The sequence below is a fragment of the Clostridium fungisolvens genome, assembly GCF_014193895.1.
Taxonomy (GTDB): domain Bacteria; phylum Bacillota; class Clostridia; order Clostridiales; family Clostridiaceae; genus Clostridium_AR; species Clostridium_AR fungisolvens.
Genome location: NZ_BLZR01000001.1, coordinates 97,363 through 116,126 on the forward strand (window position 1 = coordinate 97,363; position 18,764 = coordinate 116,126).

Here is an 18,764-nt window from a genome sequence, read left to right on the forward strand (position 1 = left end):
TTTATTAATTTTAATTTTAAGGTAAAGGATTTCATTTATTTTTTAACTAGATATAAAAAAAACACAAAAAGGATATAATAATTTGTATCAATCCCTAATGTTTCGTCAATTATTTCTATATTTCAACACAAAAACATTGAAAATTGTGAAAATATTAGTTAGAATTTACTTGGATGAATTTATTTGGAGTACAGATAATAATATTTATCAGAATATTCAAATGCTACAAGGCTAAACTTTATAAAGATATTTTGACTATTTTTCTAATTTTGACATTGAAAAATCTTCGTACTTTATGTAAAATTAATCTAGTTAATAAATGTGGGTAATATTTAGCACAGGTGGGACTTAAAGTGTCCACAATGTGTGGAGGAGGAAATATTATGAAAAAAATCGCTGTTTTAACAAGTGGTGGAGATGCACCAGGAATGAATGCTGCTGTAAGAGCGGTAGTAAGAATGGCTTTACATAATGGATTAGAAGTTATGGGTATAAAAAGAGGTTACGCAGGTCTTATAAATGGAGAACTTTTCAAGATGGATAGAAGTAGCGTATCTGACATTATCCAAAGAGGTGGTACAATCCTAAGAACTGCAAGATGTGAAGAGTTCAAACAAGAAGAAGGAAGAAAAAAAGCTGCAAACATATTAAAGGCTTATGGTGTTGATGCACTTGTAGTTGTTGGTGGAGATGGATCTTTCACAGGAGCTAAACTTATATCAAAGCTTGGTGTTAAGACAATTGGTCTTCCAGGAACAATTGATAATGACTTAGCTTACACAGATTATACTATAGGGTTTGATACAGCTTTAAATACAGTTATAGATGCAGTAAACAAGTTAAGAGATACTTCAACATCACATGAAAGAGTTTCTGTTGTAGAAGTAATGGGAAGACACTGTGGAGATTTAGCTTTATACGCAGGTCTTGCTGGTGGAGCTGAAGCTATAGTGGTTCCAGAAAAAGGTTTTGATAAAGACGAATTATGCAAAACAATACTTGAAGGTAAGGCTAAAGGAAAGATGCACAATCTTATACTTCTTGCAGAAGGTGTTGGTGGAGCTGATGAGTTAGCTAAATATATTGAAGAAGTTACAAGCCTAGAAACTAGAGCTACAATACTTGGACATATACAAAGAGGTGGTAGTCCATCAGCATCAGATATCGTTCTTGCATCAAGAATGGGCGCTAGAGCAGTTGAGTTACTACTTGAAGGCAAAACTTGTAGAGTTGTTGGTATAAAGAACAATCAAATAATGGATATGGATATAGATGAAGCTTTAGCTATGGAAAGAAAGTTTGATAATGAGCTTTATGATATAGCATCTGCGCTTTCATATTAAAATATATTTTATTTTAAGGTAATTATATGATAGAATGTAGTTTGCGTCTGTTTAGAGCTTTATTTAGGGTTTAAAGCCTAATATACGTAAATGAAAATATTATTTATATAATAAGTACTTATCGCCTGCCCAAATTTCGTAACATTTGTTCGGAAAAGGCAGATGCGCAAGAAAAAATCATCAATCATAAGCGCATTAGCGATTTTTTTAGAGTAATACTAAGAGTATATTATACATGCCAAATTGAAAATCACTTTTAGGGTAAGTGAATTTTTAATTGAGTTATCTATAATAGTTGGAGAGATTTCACTAACGTATAGGTAAGTCAATGTCATGTTTTAATAGATAGATCAGGGCGCTAAAGAAAAATTTAGATGTCACTAAACAACATGTATTTGGGGTTTAAAAAGAAAGAGGGAGTGTATTTTCATGAGAAAAACAAAAATTATTTGTACAATTGGACCAGCTAGTGAAAAAGAGGAAATTTTATCACAAATTATTGAAGCAGGAATGAATGTTTCAAGACACAACTTCTCCCATGGAGACCATGAAGAACATAGAGGAAGAATAAACTCAGTTAAAGATTTAGCTAAGAAGTATGATAAGCAAATAGCTGTTATGCTTGATACTAAAGGACCAGAAATAAGAACTGGAAAGTTTGAACCAAGCAAAGTTGAATTAACTGTTGGTTCAGAATTCACAATCTATGCAGGTGGAGATGTAGTTGGAGACACAACTCAATGTTCAGTTACTTATGCTGGACTAGGAAATGATGTTAAGCCAGGAAACATGATTTTAATAGATGACGGTCTTGTTGGACTTGAAGTAACATCTGTAGAAGGAAACAAAATAAGCTGTGTTGTTAAGAACACTGGTGTTGTTGGTACTCATAAGGGTGTTAACGTACCAGGAGTTGCTATAAAACTTCCTGCTATGACAGAAAAGGATATAGCTGACCTTAAGTTTGGATGTGAAGTAGGAGTTAATCTTGTTGCTGCATCATTCATAAGAAAAGCTGCTGACGTTGAAGCTATAAGAAAAGTTCTTGTAGAAAATGGCGGAAGTGATATCCAAATATTCTCAAAAATTGAGAATCAAGAAGGTGTTGACAACATAGATGAAATTATAGCTGTTTCTGATGGAATAATGGTTGCTAGAGGAGATCTAGGAGTTGAAATTCCAATAGAAAAAGTACCTTCAGTACAAAAGCTTATAATTGAAAAATGTAACACAGTTGGAAAGCCAGTTATAACAGCTACACAAATGCTTGACTCAATGATGAGAAACCCAAGACCAACAAGAGCAGAAGTATCAGACGTAGCTAATGCTATACTTGATGGAACAGATGCTATAATGCTTTCAGGAGAATCAGCAAATGGAAGCTGGCCAGTAGAATCAGTTCAAACAATGGCTAGAATCGCTAAAGAAACTGAAAAGAAATTAAGCTATGAATTAGCAGTTTCTACAGCTAAGAAGCATGTACCAGCAATAGCTGGTGTTATAAGCAGAGCTGCTTGTAATGCTGCACATGAATTAAAGGCTGCTGCAATAATAACTTCAACTCAAACTGGTGCTACAGCTATGAGAATTTCTCAAAACAGACCAGATTGTCCTATATTTGCAGTTACTCCAAGTGAAAGAGTTGCTAAGAAGTTAGCTTTAAGCTTTGGTGTATATCCAATAGTTGCTGAAAAAGCTACAACTACTGATGAGATAATAGAAGGTTCAGTTAAAACAGTTAAAGCTAGAGGTTTATTAAATAGTGGAGACACTGTTGTAATTTCAGCTGGAGTTCCTGTTGATCAAGTTGGAGCAACAAACCTATTAAAGATAAGTGTTGTTGAATAATTTTTAATATAAAAATGAGTGCAATTAGCACTCATTTTTTACTTTTTTAAGTTTTTTAGTTTAGGAAATATACTTATTTAAAAGAGAAAAATTTACAGAAAGGTATTAATTTGTTTACTTTGTTAACAAAAAATTTACAAATTTAAAAATAAATTTTTTCTTTTCGTCTGTATATTTTTTCTTTTATATGTGAAAATAATAATAGGGATATAATGGCAACTGATCCTGTAAATCTTGCACCTAAGTAATATAGGTGCGCTTTTTTTTACTGTTAAGAAAAGTGTATGATTTTTTGGTAATTAAACCTAGTAATATCAAGTGGTTAGAGCAGCTATTTAGGGTAAACAGTAAAAAGTAAAATTTATGTCGCCTGCCAGATTTTCCTCATATACATTCGGAAAGGCAGATGCGTTAAAAAAGCTCACTGAAGAAGGTCGCTTCAGCGATTTTTTTATTCTTTAGAAATTTATATCTTTCCGCATTTGTATAGGTCTTCTAATATAAACATCTTTTCGTTATATTCTTCCTCGGATAGTATTTTCATATCTTTTAATTTTAATAAAGCTTCTTTTTCTTCGTTTAGCTTTTTTTCACTTTCAGATTTTTTATATTGAGAAATTATTTCCTCTACTTGATTCTCAGAAAAAATTCCCTTTTCATTTAAGTTTTTATAAGCTGTGAAAACTCCATCTTGTTGGGTTATTGCAACTTCTTTTTCCTTTTGTTCGAAATATTTAAATAAGATAAAAATTTTTATAGCTAACGCACTAATCATCATTACTGCTGCTATACCTAAAATAAAAATAACCATTAATTATACTTCCCCCCCTTAATACCCTAAAGGATTTCGTATAGATTAGTTATATATATTTTTTAAGTGGTGAAATCCTTTACTTAGGTTTATTATACATCTTTTGGCAGTATATTAGAACCCTTAACCGTTATTTTTCAATAAAGAATGAAGTTTTTATTCTTTAGGAATTTATACCTCAATTATATCTGTAGCACATCCATAATTATGTGAAGTAGCTTAGGACATAATATAAGTTAAAGAATAAAAAAGAAAATATGTCAGCTGTAAGATTCTTTACATACGTTCAGAAAAGGCAGATGCGCAAAAAATCCACTAAAGAAGATTGCTTTAGCGAATTTTTAATAATATAAATGATAAAACTATAATTATATTAAACAAAGGAGAGATTAATATGGCGAAGCTTAGTTGTAATGCTGAAAATTGTGTGAATAACGTAACAGGTGCTTTTTGTACTGCTGGAGTAATCCACATAAAAGGGAATAATGCACATAGTTCAGAAGGTACAATATGCTCTACTTTTGCAGAAAAAAACTTCAAAAACGCAGTGGTGAGTATGACTAACACAAATTATACTGGAGAGCTCATGCAAATATTTTCTGGTAATGAGATAGCAGTGAGTCCTGGTATAAAATGTGGAGCCGTAAGATGCGTTTATAATGAAAATGAAAATTGTCATGCTCCTAATGTCCTTATTAATGGAGAGCATTCAGTAAGTCAATTAAGCACACAGTGTGAAACTTTTGTAGAAAGATAGAGATAATCTTGTATATATTATTGTAAGGTAAATCAATTGTTTAAGAATAAATTATATGTTTTTAGTTAGTAGTTAAATAGATATATAGATAAACCGCTTCATACTTATATTTCTATTTTCAAATTCTCTTCTCAAAATCCAGAAGAGCTTTGAAAATAGAGTTCAGATTGAAGTGTTTCATCTTTAATTATGGACTGAAGAAGATGTTAAATTAAACATCGTATACTCAGTCCTTTAATATTAAAATTTGTATTTATAAATTATATTGACATAATCCACTATATAAAGGACAATTTATAGGTATGTATGGTTAGAGTTTATAGAATAAAGGCTCATAAACTCTTTACTGTGAAAAAATAATGGAAATTATAAAGCAATTACACTGAGGTGAATTTTAATGATAGAAAAAAATAAAGAATATATTGTAGATATAGTAGCACAAGGTTATGAGGGTGAAGGCATAGGTAAACTAGAGGGAAACTTTACTATGTTTGTGGAAGGTGCTTTAAAAGGTGAGAAAGTAAAAGTAAGAGCTATAAAAGTAAAAAAGAATTATGCTTATGGAAAGATTTTAGAAACTTTAGAAAGTTCAAAAGAGAGAGTAGAGCCAGTTTGTCCTATATACAAGAGATGTGGGGGATGCAGACTTCAGCATACATCATATAAAGAGCAGCTTGAATTTAAAACTGAAAGAGTTAAGGATTGTATAACAAAGATAGGTAAGCTAGATGCTAGTATTGTAATTGATACAATAGGTATGGAACATCCTTATAGATATAGAAATAAGGTACAGCTTCCAATTGGATTAGAGAATGGAAAGTTAAGCATAGGCTTTTTTGCGCCTAGAAGCCATGAAATAATAGATATGGAAAGCTGTCACATACAAGATGAGGTTGCAGATAATGTAGTAAAACTAACAAGAAAATGGATAGAAGATCATAATATTAGACCGTATTTCGTAGATGGGAACTATGATGAAGGTGGAGTATTAAGACATATAATGATAAGAAGAGGCTTTAAAACAAATGAAGTGATGGTGGTAATTGTGACCAACGGAAAAGTATTGCCTCATAAAGAAGAATTTATAAATATAATAAAAAATAATGTATCAGGAATTAAAAGTATAATACAAAATATAAATAGTAAAGCTACTAATGTGATACTTGGACAAGAATCCATAACTTTATGGGGAGAAGACAACATAAGTGATTACATAGGTGAGTTTAAATTTAATATATCTCCACTATCCTTCTTCCAAGTAAATCCTGCTCAGACCGAAGTTTTGTACTCTAAGGCTTTAGAATTTGCAGACTTAAAAGGAGAAGAGACTGTCTTTGATGCTTACTGTGGAACAGGAACCATAACTCTATTTTTATCTCAGAAAGCTAAAAAGGTATACGGAGTAGAGATAATAAAAGAAGCTATAGATAATGCTTGGATAAATGCAGAAGAAAACTCAGTAAATAATGTACAATTCTTTACAGGTGAATCAGAAAAGGTAATACCTGATCTAATAGCTAAAGGAATAAAAGCAGATGTTGTCGTAGTAGATCCACCAAGAAAGGGTTGTGACAGAAAACTATTAGAAGCAATAACATCAATAGATGCAAAGAGGATAGTTTATGTATCCTGTGATCCAAGTACCTTGGCTAGAGATCTTGCAATAATTGAAGAATTAGGCTACAAGACTGTTGAAGTTCAACCTGTAGACATGTTTCCTCAGACTAGCCACGTGGAGACAGTTGTTAGGATAGAGAGAAAATAGGCTGATATCAAAGGCTTTGAAGGTTTTTTATTAAAAGTTGAATTGAGTTTTATGTTCCCTCGAACTGATTGAGGGGATTTTTACTTAAAGGGGCCTAATAAATACGCAGAATTAAAGGTATTTGAGTTAAGGTATAGGTTTTGCGTATTTCTATATGAATGATAGAGTTGTTTAGTAGTAGATATATAAATTTGAGGATACATAGTAATATCAGGTGGGTTTAATTCCACTCGCCTTATAATATTGATACAATAGAAAGCCCCTGATTTCAGGGGCTTTTGCTGTTTTTTGAGAAAAGTGAGTGGGAAATTTTAAGGTTTGCAGTTTAGATTTATTGATTTTTATATTGGTCATGCACACTCCTATGGATTTTTGATAAAGGGGTGTGCATATCAATATAAAATTAAATAATATTTTTATTTAAGGGATAGAATACTAATAAATACTAAACAGTTTAAAAAAATTATTAAAATATATTGACATTGTAATGAATAAGCAAAATAATAAAAATGTAAAATAATAATTATTAATAAATAATATATATGAAGTAAATTAAAGATATTCTAAAAAAATATTAAATTAGCAGGAGGAAAGTTACGAAAAAATTATTTAAATGTTCAGTTTGTGGATTTATATTTGAAGGTGAGGCTGCTCCAGAAAAATGTCCTAAGTGCGGTGTAGGACCAGATAAGTTTGAGGAGCTTAGCAGTGAAGCTGCTGAAAAGATATACCGTTCAGACAAGACAAATGCAATACACATGGAAATTATAACTTTATCTGAGAAGATAATAGCTCTTAGCAAGGAAGGTATAGAAGACAACCTAGATCCTAAATGTGTAGCTGCCTTTAATCAAGCTAAAAATGAAGCATGGATTATTAAGCAGATATCAAAGACTGAACTTTCAGGAAAATTACCTATTCCTGTTGAGCTTAAAAAGGGAGAAACTTAGTATTACTGTACATGTGAAAGGAGCGGCGAGCAGCCATTTTGTGATGGATCACATCAAGGCACTTCATTTACGCCTATGGCATTTACTGCTAAAAAGGATGGAACTGCTTATCTATATGCATGCAAGCAGACAAAGAATCCTCTATACTGTGGTGGTTCACACAAAGATGTTAAATAATTGGTTTTCAAAAGCCCATGTATTTTTTACATAGGCTTTATACAATTTTATTCGTTGAATTAATTGTAGGACAAATATTAAATAGCTAATTGTAATACTGTAGCTTAGTGAATAATGGAGGAGTATTTATGGATGGTCAACTTACATATAAAATTTATCTTCCCCGCAACATTAAAGAAGGAGAGAAATACCCAGTGATTTACGCCATGCATGGTATGGGAAGTGATGAAGAGGATATACTTAGTTTAATAGGAGAACTTAAAAATGATTTTATTCTTATAGGAATTAGAGGTTCTATAATCCAAGGAAGAGGTTTTGCTTATTTTTCTATAAAAGGTTATGGAAATCCGGACAGAGAGTCCTTTGATAAAGCAGTAAAAAGCTTGGAAGAATTTATACACAATGCGGCAGTAGCTTATCCCATTGATAATAATAGGCAGTATTTATTAGGATTTAGCCAGGGTTCTATTCTTTCGATGTCTTTGGCGCTTGTTATGGGTAACAAAATCAAAGGTATTGCAGCTTTAAGTGGATATATACCAAGATTTGTTAAGGAAGAATATAAGATAAAATCAGTTGAAGATGTATCAGTATTTATTTCACATGGTGAGTTTGATCCAATATTTCCTCTGGATATTGGTAAAGATAATTATGAATTTTTTAGAGAGAGAAGTAGAAATGTAAGCTTTAAAACATATCCTTCCGGACATGAAGTTTCTCTAAAAAATATAAATGATGTGATTAGATGGTTAAATGATGAGAGACAAAAGGAAGTGAAAAAATGATTTCTTCAATATTTTTATGCCACGGTGGACCGACACTAGTAGTGGAAAAAAACGATTATACTGATTTTCTTAAAGACTTAGGCAAAAAATTAACCCCGGAAGCTATAGTCATATTTACAGCACATTGGGAAAGCGAAATTACAACAATTTCATCTTTAAACAATACCTATGATATGATATATGATTTTTATGGGTTCCCAAAAGAATTATATTCTATAAGATATCCTGCTAAAGGTTCTTTAGAAGTAGCTGTAAAACTGCAATCTATGTTAAGGACTAATGGTATTGAAAGCAAGCTTGATGAAAACAGAGGTCTTGATCATGGTGCCTGGGATGTACTTTATTTAATGTATCCGAAAGCTGATATACCCATTGTTCAAGTATCAATAAATCCATTTTTCGCTATGGAAAAGCAATATGAAATAGGAAGAGACATCAGGGATCTGGGAAAAGAAGATATCTTAGTAATTGGAAGCGGTTCAACTGTTCATAATCTTGCTACAGTTAACTGGAATTCAGAAAAAGCAGAAGGATGGGCAGTGGAATTTGACGACTGGCTTATTGAAAAGGTAGAAAATAATGATAAGGAGACCTTGTTTAACTACAGACAGTTAGCACCCTATGCAAAAAGAGCAGTACCACGTGAGGAGCACATAGTTCCTATGTTTATAGCCATGGGAAGCGGTAACAGAGATAAGCCGAAGCTTTTACACCAAAGCTATGCATATGGAACTTTAAGTTATATATGTTTTGAGTTTTAACGTACAGAAATATGGATTGATCTACGACCCCCTTGATTTTAGGGGGTATATCTTTACGCAAAATTAATATTTCTGCGTATTAGTATCATAATTCTATGACAACACACGTGGATACGGTAGTCAAGCTGAAAAGGAAACTGTAGCCCTCTAAATATCCCCTGCTCTTTCAAATAATCTTCTGATTTTTAAAATAAACATTTGCTTTTGGCAAGCTTTAAGAGATTAGGAGAGTAGGATTAAGGGAGAATAGAGGCAAGGGTTAAAGCAAGACACCGCAACGCTTAGGCGAGGTTATAGAAAGAATAAATGTAAGAATGAGAAGCAAGACTTTATTTGAATTTAAATAAGGTTTTGCTTTTTATATTGTTTTTAATACGGGATAGGAGCAAGGGAAAAGCAAGAACTTTATTTTAATCGGTCACGAAGAAATGGGGGGGTGAGGGGTGTTGGGAAGCAAGAGATTTTTTAAAAGCTACAGAAACTGAATAATCACTAGTTTTGCAGGTTAGAACTCCATTTAGTGCAATAATATAATTACAAGTAATTTCCTTCTTTGTGAAGTGCAAGATATCACATATCTGACTGAGGTATACTCAACCCGTCCAACAGCCTATTTTAACTCGTAATATCAGTAACTTTTTACTATCTTATCGTAACTTTATACTATTCCTCTAAAAAGGTAGTTAATTTAATATAATTATATATTAATTGTCTGAAAAGTACTTGTTTAATAATTACATTAGAAATTAAAGGAGGTAAGTAAATGGAACAAGAGATATAAAAAATATTATATAAAAAGTCAAGAAAAGTTCAAAAGTCAAGAATAATTTCACCTTTCAGTGAGGTGGGTAGTGTAGCAAGTGCGATTCTAACGAGAAATGGAAATATTGTATGTAGTAGCAGGTAGATTAGATGTATTTATTAATTCTGTAAAATATGAATTAACCAAGGATGATTTAATGGTAATAAATTTAAATGAGGTGCATTCCACTCAAAATTTATCAATGAATAATGTTATAATGGGAATTCCATTTGTAAAATATTTAAATAGTCTAAGGTTAGAAAGTGCATATAAAGATTGGATTTATACAGATTATTCTATAACTTATATAGAAATTAATAATGGGTTTCCTGATAATAAAGCTTTTACTAAGACTTTTAGAGATATATATAAGGTTAATCCTAGGGAATACTGTAAAGGTTTTAGTAATCAGTGTAAAAATAAATTAATAGTTTGAGAAAAGTATTTAGAAGCTAAAAATTAACCTTTTTACATTAAAAAAGACAACGAATTCTTAATTTTATGAGGCTATAATTAAGATGAAATTACTTAAATTACAGAAGTTAAATTTAATAGTAGGAGGAAATAGGATGAATGATGAGTTGATTGTAAAGGATATCATCATTGGTGCTGGTGAATTTTTTTGCCATGATGTAGAAGAACATTTGCCAGATAATTGGCATGGAGAAGGATTTAGTATAGTACAAGCAATTCAAGATGTAGCATTATTATTTCTAAGAGGACAAGAAATTACTTGACATCATGCAATGAAGAAATTAGTTCCAAGGGTGTGTTCTCATATAGTTTTCTTGATGCACTAATTATTAATAGTAAAAGAATTCTCTAGTGCTTAATTCTGATAACGGAGCTCCAATGAAGTCTTATACATTAAAGGCTAAACTAGAGGTTCTTGGCGTTTTATCATCATATTCTAGACCTAGAGTAAGCAATGGCAACTCATTTTCAGAAGCTCAATTTAGAACTCTAAAATATAGATCTAATATAATGGCGTATAGTAAAAAAGCATAGTTTGATGAGAAGGGGGAGTAGATGTGTCAAAAATAAGTAAAATAGTAGCGGTTGTATTTTTATTTATGGCAACAATGACGATGAATGTATTTGCTGCTGAAGATACAAACAGACAGCCGGAATTGTCGGTGCAAACAGACAAATCTGGATATTCAGACGGTGATAATATCACTGAAATTGTCAAGGTGAATAATCTTAGTACAAATCCATTGACAAATATTGAAATCAAAGTACAGATGCCGGAAGGGTATGTAACAGAGGATGGGAAAGGTTCTTCGGGAGAGCGGATCTATACCATCGCACAGATTGCTGGAGGACATACATCAGAAACAAGCGTTGTATTAACACCGAAAAAGGCAGAAACAAGTGTTGTATTACCAACGAAAAATGGAGAAACAAGTGCTGTATTACCAACGAAAAATGGAGAAACAAGTGTTGTATTACCAACGAAAAGTGCAGAAACAAGTGTTGTATTACCAACGAAAAAGGCAGAAACAAGTGTTGTATTACCAACGAAAAATGGAGAAACAAGCGTTGTATTAACACCGAAAAATGGAGAAACAAGCGTTGTATCAACACCGAAAAATGGAGAAACAAGCGTTGTATCACCAACGGAAAAGTCAGACCAAGTGGAAGGGCTGAACGTAAATAATACAAAGATTGGCATCTTTGGTCATAAAGAATTGTGGGTAGGCATTGTGCTCATAAGTGCAGGCTTAATTGTTTTTGTTGTAAAGAAGAAAAAGGGTAAAAAATTATTTACATTTCTTTTAGTAATCACAATGATTGGTGCAGTGGTTCCAGATATTTGTATGAGCAGAGCCTATGCAGCAGAAACAGGCACAGCAACCAAGACAATCACAGCAACCAAAGACATTACAGTTGCTGGAAGAAATGTAACTCTGTTAGTAACGATGACATTTGAGAATCAGGGAGAGGTTGCACAAAAATTGTCTTATGAAGGTTATAAATTAAAGTGGCAGGATGATTTTAATGAGACAACACTAAACAGAGATGACTGGAACGTAGAAACACATGATGCCGGATGGGTAAATGCAGAAAAACAGAAATATGTTGATTCTGATAAAAATATCTATTTGGAAGACGGCAAATTAGTAATAAAACCAATCAAAACTGTTGATGAGAATGGAGTGACATCCTACACATCAGGTCGTATTAATACACAGAATAAAAAAGACTTTAAGTATGGTATTTTTGAGGCAAGACTCAAGGTACCTAAAGGACAAGGATATCTGCCAGCATTCTGGTTAATGCCTACAGATGAGAATAAATATGGTCAATGGCCAAGATGTGGCGAAATTGATGCGGCAGAAGTAATGGGACAAGATACATCGAAATTATATGGAACCATTCATTATGGTAATCCTCATAATCAATCTCAGGGAACCACTACATTAAGTAATGATACATTTTCTGATACGTATCATGACTTTGCTGTAGAATGGCTTCCAGGTAAGATCAACTGGTATATGGATGGAGTTATGTACCATAGTGAAGATAACTGGTATTCCAGAACAGAAGGTCAGGGAGAGATTACTTACCCGGCTCCATTTGATCAGCAATTCTATATGATATTAAATCTTGCAGTTGGTGGAAGCTGGGTTGGAAATCCAGATGAAACTACAGATTTTGAGAATCAGGCTTATAGTATTGATTATGTAAAAGTATATCAGAAGGATAGTTATGATGAAAATGTAACAAAACCTGAAAACAGTGTCACTTTTAGAGACCCGGCTGAAGATGGAAACTATATTATCAATGGTAATTTTGCAACCCAAGAAAATCTGACAGATGATAAAGATTGGAAGTTTCTTGCAGCTGTAGGAGGAGATGCAAAGGCGGAAATAAATAATAACAAGATTGATATTAATACCACCAATGGTGGAACTGCAGATTACAGTGTACAGCTGGTACAGCCTAATATTCCATTGAAAAAGGGTGGAACTTATCAGGTTACGTTTGATGCATGGGCAGATGATGCCAGAGCAATGAAGGTAGCCGTGACAGGACCAAATAATGGTTATGTCCGTTATATGGCTGATACAGGACTTAACTTAACAACAGAAAAGAGCCCATATACTTTTAATTTTTCCATGAAACAGGATGATGATGCAAACGGGCGTATGGAATTTAATATGGGTAATGCAGGTTCCACTGCGAGTATCCATATCACCAATGTAACGCTGAAGAAGATTTCACAGTCTGATGGCTCTAATGAAGCGAAAACAGTACTTGCAGATGGTAACTACGTTTACAATGCTAATTTCCAGGAAGGAACCAATCACCTGGGCTTCTGGAATATCAAGGCAGCGAATGGTAAGGCTTCTGTCACACCATTAGAGGATGGAAGAAGATTAAAGATTGAGGCTTTAGAAGGAACAACAGATGCGAATCCGGTTGTGATTTCACAGAACGGACTTGCATTAACAGCAGGTACAAATTATGCATTGAGTTTCAAAGCTGAGGGAGAATCTGGTAAGAGCATTCAGGCAGCAGTCGCAGGTAAGACTTTTGATGCTGCACTTGATGGAAAAAATAATCTCTATAATTATAAATTCAAAATGCCAGCTACAAGCGGGGTAAATGATATTGCATTTACAATCAACGAACCGGGCGTTTATTATTTAGATGAGATTCGTATTGTTGAGGATACACTGATTAAGAACGGAAGCTTTAATGCAGGATTGGCAGGATATGATCCATATGTTGATGGGAGTGCAGACGCAACTTATGTAGTAGACAGCCTAACAGAGCAAAATGCAGCAGCTTTTACCATTAAAAATACAGGAGATCAGGGTTGGAAGATTCAGTTAAAGCAGAATAATGTGGAACTGGATAAAGACCAGTGGTACAGACTTACTCTGGAAGCAAAATCAAGTTTGAACAGAAAGCTGATGTTTGCAATTCAGAGAGATGGCAGTGCTGATAATAACTGGGATCCATATTCCGGAGAGAAAATTGTAAATCTGACAAATGATTATCAGACATTTACAATTGATTTCCAGATGAAGAAACCAACAGATCTTAAGTCCATATTAAGTATCTCTATGGGTGCTGTAGGTGGAACTCAGATTACAACCCAGCATCAGATCTGTATTGATAATATTAATCTGGAAAAGATTGATGCACCAGCGGTACAGGTGACACCTGTTGGAGAAAATTTGTTGAAGAATTCTAATTTTGCAACTGGCAGCGATGGCTGGGAAAGTGCAATTACTGCACCAGGACAGGGAACATCAGCATTTACAGATAACAAGGCAACTTATTGTATAACCAATGTAGGATCAGCTGACTGGAATGTTCAGCTCAAGCAGAGTGGGATTACGCTGGAAAAGGGAGGAAAATATAAAGTAACCTTTAAGGCTAATTCAACAGAAGCAAGAACAATTAAACTGGCTATGCTTACAGCAACATATGGCTGGTATGGTGGAGCAGATATTGCTTTAACAAAAGATGTGACGAAAGATGTAGTAGCTGAGTTTACAGTGAATGATCCTACTGATACGAATATAACAATGGTAGTATCTATGGGTCTGATTGATGGGGCGACTACTCCTACATCAACTATAACTTTATCAGATTTTTCATTGGTGAAGGAACAGTAGTTTATTCATAAGGTAAGAATGGCATGTGGCAGCCTGGCCACATGTCATTTTTGCATTATTGGTATTTAGTCTGCTGAGCACATTTATACGAGTTTCTCAACAGAGAAACGAAGTAGAAAAGAAATAAGCCTATTTCAAATAATTTTATGACTTTTAATGATCACTTGATATAAAACTGAGTTAAAAAAACGGGCCGAAAGAGTGGACTTTTCTGTCCGTTTTTTACTTGATCTTCAGTGCATGGAGATTTTCTATTATTCTAATTTGAGATCTATGGGACAATAACTATCCTTTTACCATGTTCCTCCATGTGCCAAACTTTTTCAATATCTTTAAGCGGATACTTTACAATGTCCATGCTTAATTTACCCTTCTTTATCATATCCCATACAAGCTTAGTACCCTCAACAAGAGCATCAGGTGGGGTCTGTGCACCCATCATTCCATAAATCTCAAGGCCTGAAGTTATTAAACTTTGACCTGGGAGTTGTGCGGTCCATCCTGCTAATCCTCCGATGAGAACGAAACGAGTTCTTTTACTTGGAGCACCGAGTGCAGTTGGAGTAAAGGAGTTTATTATAACTTCTGCCGGGTGGCCCCAGAGATAATCAAGTATCACATCGTAGCCGTTTCCTGCTTCTTTTTTTAAGTCTTCTACTATGTTCTCATCCGGTTGATTAAGGTTAATAAAGGCATCAGCCCCTAACTCCTTAAGCTTTTCGCCTGATACTGGATTTCTTCCTGTTCCGATAACCCTTCCTGCTCCAAGATACTTTGCAATCTGTACGGCAAGCATACCTGAAACACTGGTAGCACCGTTAATTAGTACAGTTTCACCAGGTTGAAGCTTTGCGACATATCTAAGAGGCCCGAGAGAACTTAATGCTGCAGATGGAATAACTGCTGCCTGCTCTGCAGTCACGCCTTGTGGAATTGGAGTTGCGTAAGCCTTTGGTATCACAACCTTTTCTGCCATAGAACCATATGGAGGCTTTATGCCTCGAAAACTTACAAGTGTCCCATCTTCTAGAGAACCTACGCCACCATGGCCGACAACGGCTGGTAAATTTGGATAGAATTGTTTGCTAGCAAAGTGATCACCTGCTGCAAGAGCTTTCACTGCAAAATCCAATATTACAGCCTCTACTTTAACAGTAACGTCACCATCATTTAAAACAGGATCAGGGAAATCATCGTACCTTGGAATATCTCCTAAATTATTAATAACTGCTGCTTTCATATTAAACATCCTCCTTTATTATGAGCATTTGTGACAACTTACTTTCGATAGAACAAGTCATAGTAAGCATTTCCATTTACTATAAGCAGAACAATAAATCCATTTATAGCTACATTAAGTATTCTGAAACATATTGCATGGTTTGATTCATTTTTAAATCTATATCATTCTTTCAAATGTGTTATAATAAAAATATCTTTTTGATAATAAGCGGAGAGCTCTCCTGTTAATAATAAACGGAGAGGTCTCCTGTTGTCAATGGCCATTAATAAATTTTCAATCAGGAGGTGATAGAGTGAAAAGTGGAGAAGACACCAATGTAAGGACTGAACGTCGTGATGCTGCAGAAAACCGTAAGCGAATATTGGCTGCGGCACAGAAACTTTTTGAGCATTATGGTGTTAAAGAGGTTAGTATGAATCAAATTGCTATTGAAGCACAAATCGGTCCGGGAACCCTTTATCGCCGCTACAAAAATAAAAGTGAGCTATGTTTAGATTTAAAAAGAGATAATTTTGTTAAGTTTTTTGAAGATATTGATAAGTATTTGATAGAACACCATACCGATGCGCCTGGTCAGCGATTGAAAGAGGTTCTCAGATTATTTATTTGTTTTGGTGATAAAAATCATCAACTGTTGACAGAAATTGATGGTAGTGCAATTAACAATAGATCTAATTCCATAACGCAAACTCCTCTATACAATAAAATGCATGAAATAGTTGTTAAATTATTAAGTGAGATGACTGCAAGTGAACAGAACGAACCCAACAACGTCTTTAGGGCGGATATGTTGGTATATGCCTTATTAAAAGGTGACTCCTATATATTTCAAAAGGATGTACGTGGTTATTCACCCGAATCGTTTTTGGAACAGCTTTGCTTGACATTTTTACCGCAGAGATAGATACAGATTAACTTGATGGTAAGGTCCAAAATAGGATAAATTCCATCACGTTTTCTTCAAAAAAGCTAAAAGCCCTTGAAAATAAGGGCTTTCTATTGCATTAATATATCAGTTACTGACTTAACTCAAAGGGCGAATATAAACAGAGGAACCTTCTATATGCACTATGCTGACAAGTATGACTTGTTGGAGAAGATTGAAAATGAAAGCATACAGGAAATTGAAGATGAGACTAAGCATCTTGATTCAATCAACATGATGAACATAGATACCACAAATGAACCTCTTCCATTTATGGTAAAGTTTTTTGAATATCTTAGAGAAAATTCAGTAATTGTTAAATCTATTTTAGGTCCCAAAGGTGAACCTACTTTTGGTAGAAAAATAAACTTTATAGTTATTATCATATAGAAGAATAATAAATCCTAACATTAGTGTAATATAATAACATGGTTACTTTTATTAAGTTAGTGTGTTATAATAAAAATGATTCTCAATAGTATGTGATTTTATTAAAAACACAGATAAAAATAAGAGACTATATCTAAATCAAAAATTCTATTATATTTTGCTCTCACAAAAATCCTTAAAGTTTGGATGTTTTGCTCGGAACAATGTAAGAATTTTAATGATATGTATACTAATAGAAAAGTTGAGGTAGGACAAGGTGCTGTTTAATTTAAATGAATTTTTGATGGCTGTATCTTTTACATTGGATTTTGTAGAGATGGATATATTAGGTGTTACTTCAAACCACGGAAAGAGAACTGCCTATATATCTTTTAGGATTGCAAAGGAACTTGGTTTGGGCTTCAAAGAACTGCATGATATTGTTGCACTTGCGATGCTGCATGATAATGGAGTTAGTGAAAAGAGCCTGCACGATAGATATTTAAAGGTTGATTCGATAAATGTAAGAAGCCTTGAACGAGTTAAGGAACACTGTACAATTGGTGAAGAAAATGTGAGTAAATATCCATTTTTAACTGATGTTAAAGATGTTATAAAGTATCATCACGAAAACTATGATGGAACCGGATATTTTAACTTAAAGTTCGAAGAGATACCATTAATGTCTCAAATCATACATATGGCTGATGTTCTGGAGTCTAATTTTCATTTTGAAAATAATGATCATGAGATGCAAAATAGGGCAGTTGAATTAATTAATAAACAAAGAAATAAGATGTTCTCATCTAGACTAGTAGATATCTTTAACAATTTTGCAGTGGATGAGGAATTCTGGAGAAATTTAAAAGACAAGTATATACATAAAGTATTAAAAGAGGATGTACCACAATATAGTATGGAAATTTCCTTCGAAGAAATTAGAAAGATAACAGATGTATTTTCAAAGATAATAGACTCAAAATCTGAATTTACACAAAGACATTCAAGTGATCTATCAGAAAAAGCAGCTGTGATGGCTGATTATTACAAGATGAATGTTGATGAAAAGATGAAATTAATTATTGCTGCAGACTTGCATGATATAGGTAAACTGGCAGTGCCTAATAATATTTTAGACAGCCCAAATAAGCTTACAATTGAAGAGTTCGATGTTATAAAAAAACACTCATATTTTACAAGATTGGCATTACAGGAGATAAAAGGATTTGAAGATATTACTGAATGGGCATCAAATCATCACGAGAAGTTAAATGGACAAGGTTATCCTTTGGGGAAAGTTGCAGATGAATTAGATTTTAATTCAAGACTTATAGCCTGTCTGGATATTTATGAGGCACTTACTGAAGAGAGACCATATAGAAAAGCTTTGGAACACAAAGAAGCTATGGATATATTAAATGGCATGAAAGATGCAGGCTTTATAGATGCTCAGATAACAGAGGATATTGATTTTGTTTTCAGATGATAAAATAAAAATTCTGTGATAGATAATTTAAAATGTACTCTTTGATAAGAACATTAAAAAATCTACAATGATTTACTTAATTTATGGGATATAATATCATTTACTTAA

Annotated in this window: 15 protein-coding genes and 2 pseudogenes; 15 read left to right on the forward strand and 2 right to left on the reverse strand. The window is 33.4% G+C overall.

Translation table 11 applies throughout. From position 1 onward, the window contains the following. The first annotated feature begins 383 nt into the window (after positions 1 to 383). Complete coding sequence (pfkA, locus tag bsdtw1_RS00410; protein ID WP_183275636.1) at positions 384 to 1,343, forward strand: 6-phosphofructokinase; 960 nt, start codon at positions 384 to 386, stop codon at positions 1,341 to 1,343. 429 nt (positions 1,344 to 1,772) lie between these two features. Further along, a complete protein-coding gene (gene pyk, locus bsdtw1_RS00415; RefSeq protein WP_183275637.1) occupies positions 1,773 to 3,191 on the forward strand; it encodes a pyruvate kinase in 1,419 nt (472 codons plus the stop codon). Positions 3,192 to 3,657: 466 nt separating this feature from the next. On the opposite strand, the gene bsdtw1_RS00420 is transcribed toward pyk, so the two are convergent. Next, positions 3,658 to 4,002 carry a hypothetical protein gene (locus bsdtw1_RS00420; RefSeq protein ID WP_183275638.1) on the reverse strand — a complete coding sequence of 115 codons (345 nt, stop codon included), beginning with the start codon at positions 4,000 to 4,002 and terminating at the stop codon, positions 3,658 to 3,660. A 394-nt stretch (positions 4,003 to 4,396) separates the two neighbouring features. On the opposite strand from bsdtw1_RS00420, the gene bsdtw1_RS00425 reads away from it, so the two are divergent. The 10 genes and pseudogenes from bsdtw1_RS00425 to bsdtw1_RS00465 all read left to right on the forward strand — a co-directional run bounded on the left by bsdtw1_RS00425 (position 4,397) and on the right by bsdtw1_RS00465 (position 14,633). Next, positions 4,397 to 4,759 (forward strand): DUF1540 domain-containing protein, encoded by a 363-nt coding sequence (locus bsdtw1_RS00425; protein WP_183275639.1) that lies wholly within the window; start codon positions 4,397 to 4,399, stop codon positions 4,757 to 4,759. A gap of 397 nt (positions 4,760 to 5,156) precedes the next feature. Then, positions 5,157 to 6,524 (forward strand): 23S rRNA (uracil(1939)-C(5))-methyltransferase RlmD, encoded by a 1,368-nt coding sequence (gene rlmD / locus bsdtw1_RS00430; RefSeq protein WP_183275640.1) that lies wholly within the window; start codon positions 5,157 to 5,159, stop codon positions 6,522 to 6,524. Positions 6,525 to 7,102: 578 nt separating this feature from the next. After that, complete coding sequence (locus tag bsdtw1_RS23385) at positions 7,103 to 7,474, forward strand: rubredoxin-like domain-containing protein (protein ID WP_205245296.1); 372 nt, start codon at positions 7,103 to 7,105, stop codon at positions 7,472 to 7,474. 3 nt (positions 7,475 to 7,477) lie between these two features. Continuing rightward, positions 7,478 to 7,651 (forward strand): annotated as a pseudogene (locus bsdtw1_RS23675) (CDGSH iron-sulfur domain-containing protein); the annotation flags it as partial. 128 nt (positions 7,652 to 7,779) lie between these two features. Beyond that, a complete protein-coding gene (locus tag bsdtw1_RS00440; RefSeq protein ID WP_183275641.1) occupies positions 7,780 to 8,436 on the forward strand; it encodes an alpha/beta hydrolase in 657 nt (218 codons plus the stop codon). Continuing rightward, complete coding sequence (locus bsdtw1_RS00445; protein ID WP_183275642.1) at positions 8,433 to 9,197, forward strand: DODA-type extradiol aromatic ring-opening family dioxygenase; 765 nt, start codon at positions 8,433 to 8,435, stop codon at positions 9,195 to 9,197. The genes bsdtw1_RS00440 and bsdtw1_RS00445 overlap by 4 nt, the downstream gene beginning before the upstream one ends. An 878-nt stretch (positions 9,198 to 10,075) precedes the next feature. Beyond that, on the forward strand, positions 10,076 to 10,435 hold the full coding sequence (locus bsdtw1_RS00450) for a helix-turn-helix domain-containing protein (RefSeq protein WP_183275643.1): 360 nt from the start codon (positions 10,076 to 10,078) through the stop codon (positions 10,433 to 10,435). Positions 10,436 to 10,568: 133 nt separating this feature from the next. Further along, positions 10,569 to 10,736, forward strand: a complete 168-nt coding sequence (locus bsdtw1_RS00455; protein WP_183275644.1) for a hypothetical protein — start codon at positions 10,569 to 10,571, stop codon at positions 10,734 to 10,736. A 76-nt stretch (positions 10,737 to 10,812) separates the two neighbouring features. Beyond that, positions 10,813 to 10,974, forward strand: a pseudogene (locus tag bsdtw1_RS00460) (IS3 family transposase); the annotation flags it as partial. Positions 10,975 to 11,030: 56 nt separating this feature from the next. Continuing rightward, positions 11,031 to 14,633, forward strand: a complete 3,603-nt coding sequence (locus bsdtw1_RS00465) for a carbohydrate binding domain-containing protein (protein WP_183275645.1) — start codon at positions 11,031 to 11,033, stop codon at positions 14,631 to 14,633. A 271-nt stretch (positions 14,634 to 14,904) separates the two neighbouring features. Here bsdtw1_RS00465 and bsdtw1_RS00470 read toward each other — a convergent pair whose 3' ends face one another. Beyond that, on the reverse strand, positions 14,905 to 15,873 hold the full coding sequence (locus bsdtw1_RS00470; RefSeq protein ID WP_183275646.1) for a quinone oxidoreductase family protein: 969 nt from the start codon (positions 15,871 to 15,873) through the stop codon (positions 14,905 to 14,907). Positions 15,874 to 16,168: 295 nt separating this feature from the next. Between bsdtw1_RS00470 and bsdtw1_RS00475 the strand changes: the two genes are divergently transcribed. From bsdtw1_RS00475 to bsdtw1_RS00485, 3 genes are all read left to right on the forward strand, one after another. After that, positions 16,169 to 16,780, forward strand: a complete 612-nt coding sequence (locus bsdtw1_RS00475; RefSeq protein WP_183275647.1) for a TetR/AcrR family transcriptional regulator — start codon at positions 16,169 to 16,171, stop codon at positions 16,778 to 16,780. Positions 16,781 to 16,939: 159 nt separating this feature from the next. Continuing rightward, positions 16,940 to 17,191 (forward strand): hypothetical protein, encoded by a 252-nt coding sequence (locus bsdtw1_RS00480; protein ID WP_244638237.1) that lies wholly within the window; start codon positions 16,940 to 16,942, stop codon positions 17,189 to 17,191. Between the two features lie 256 nt (positions 17,192 to 17,447). Further along, a complete protein-coding gene (locus bsdtw1_RS00485; RefSeq protein WP_183275648.1) occupies positions 17,448 to 18,656 on the forward strand; it encodes an HD-GYP domain-containing protein in 1,209 nt (402 codons plus the stop codon). Positions 18,657 to 18,764 lie beyond the last annotated feature (108 nt).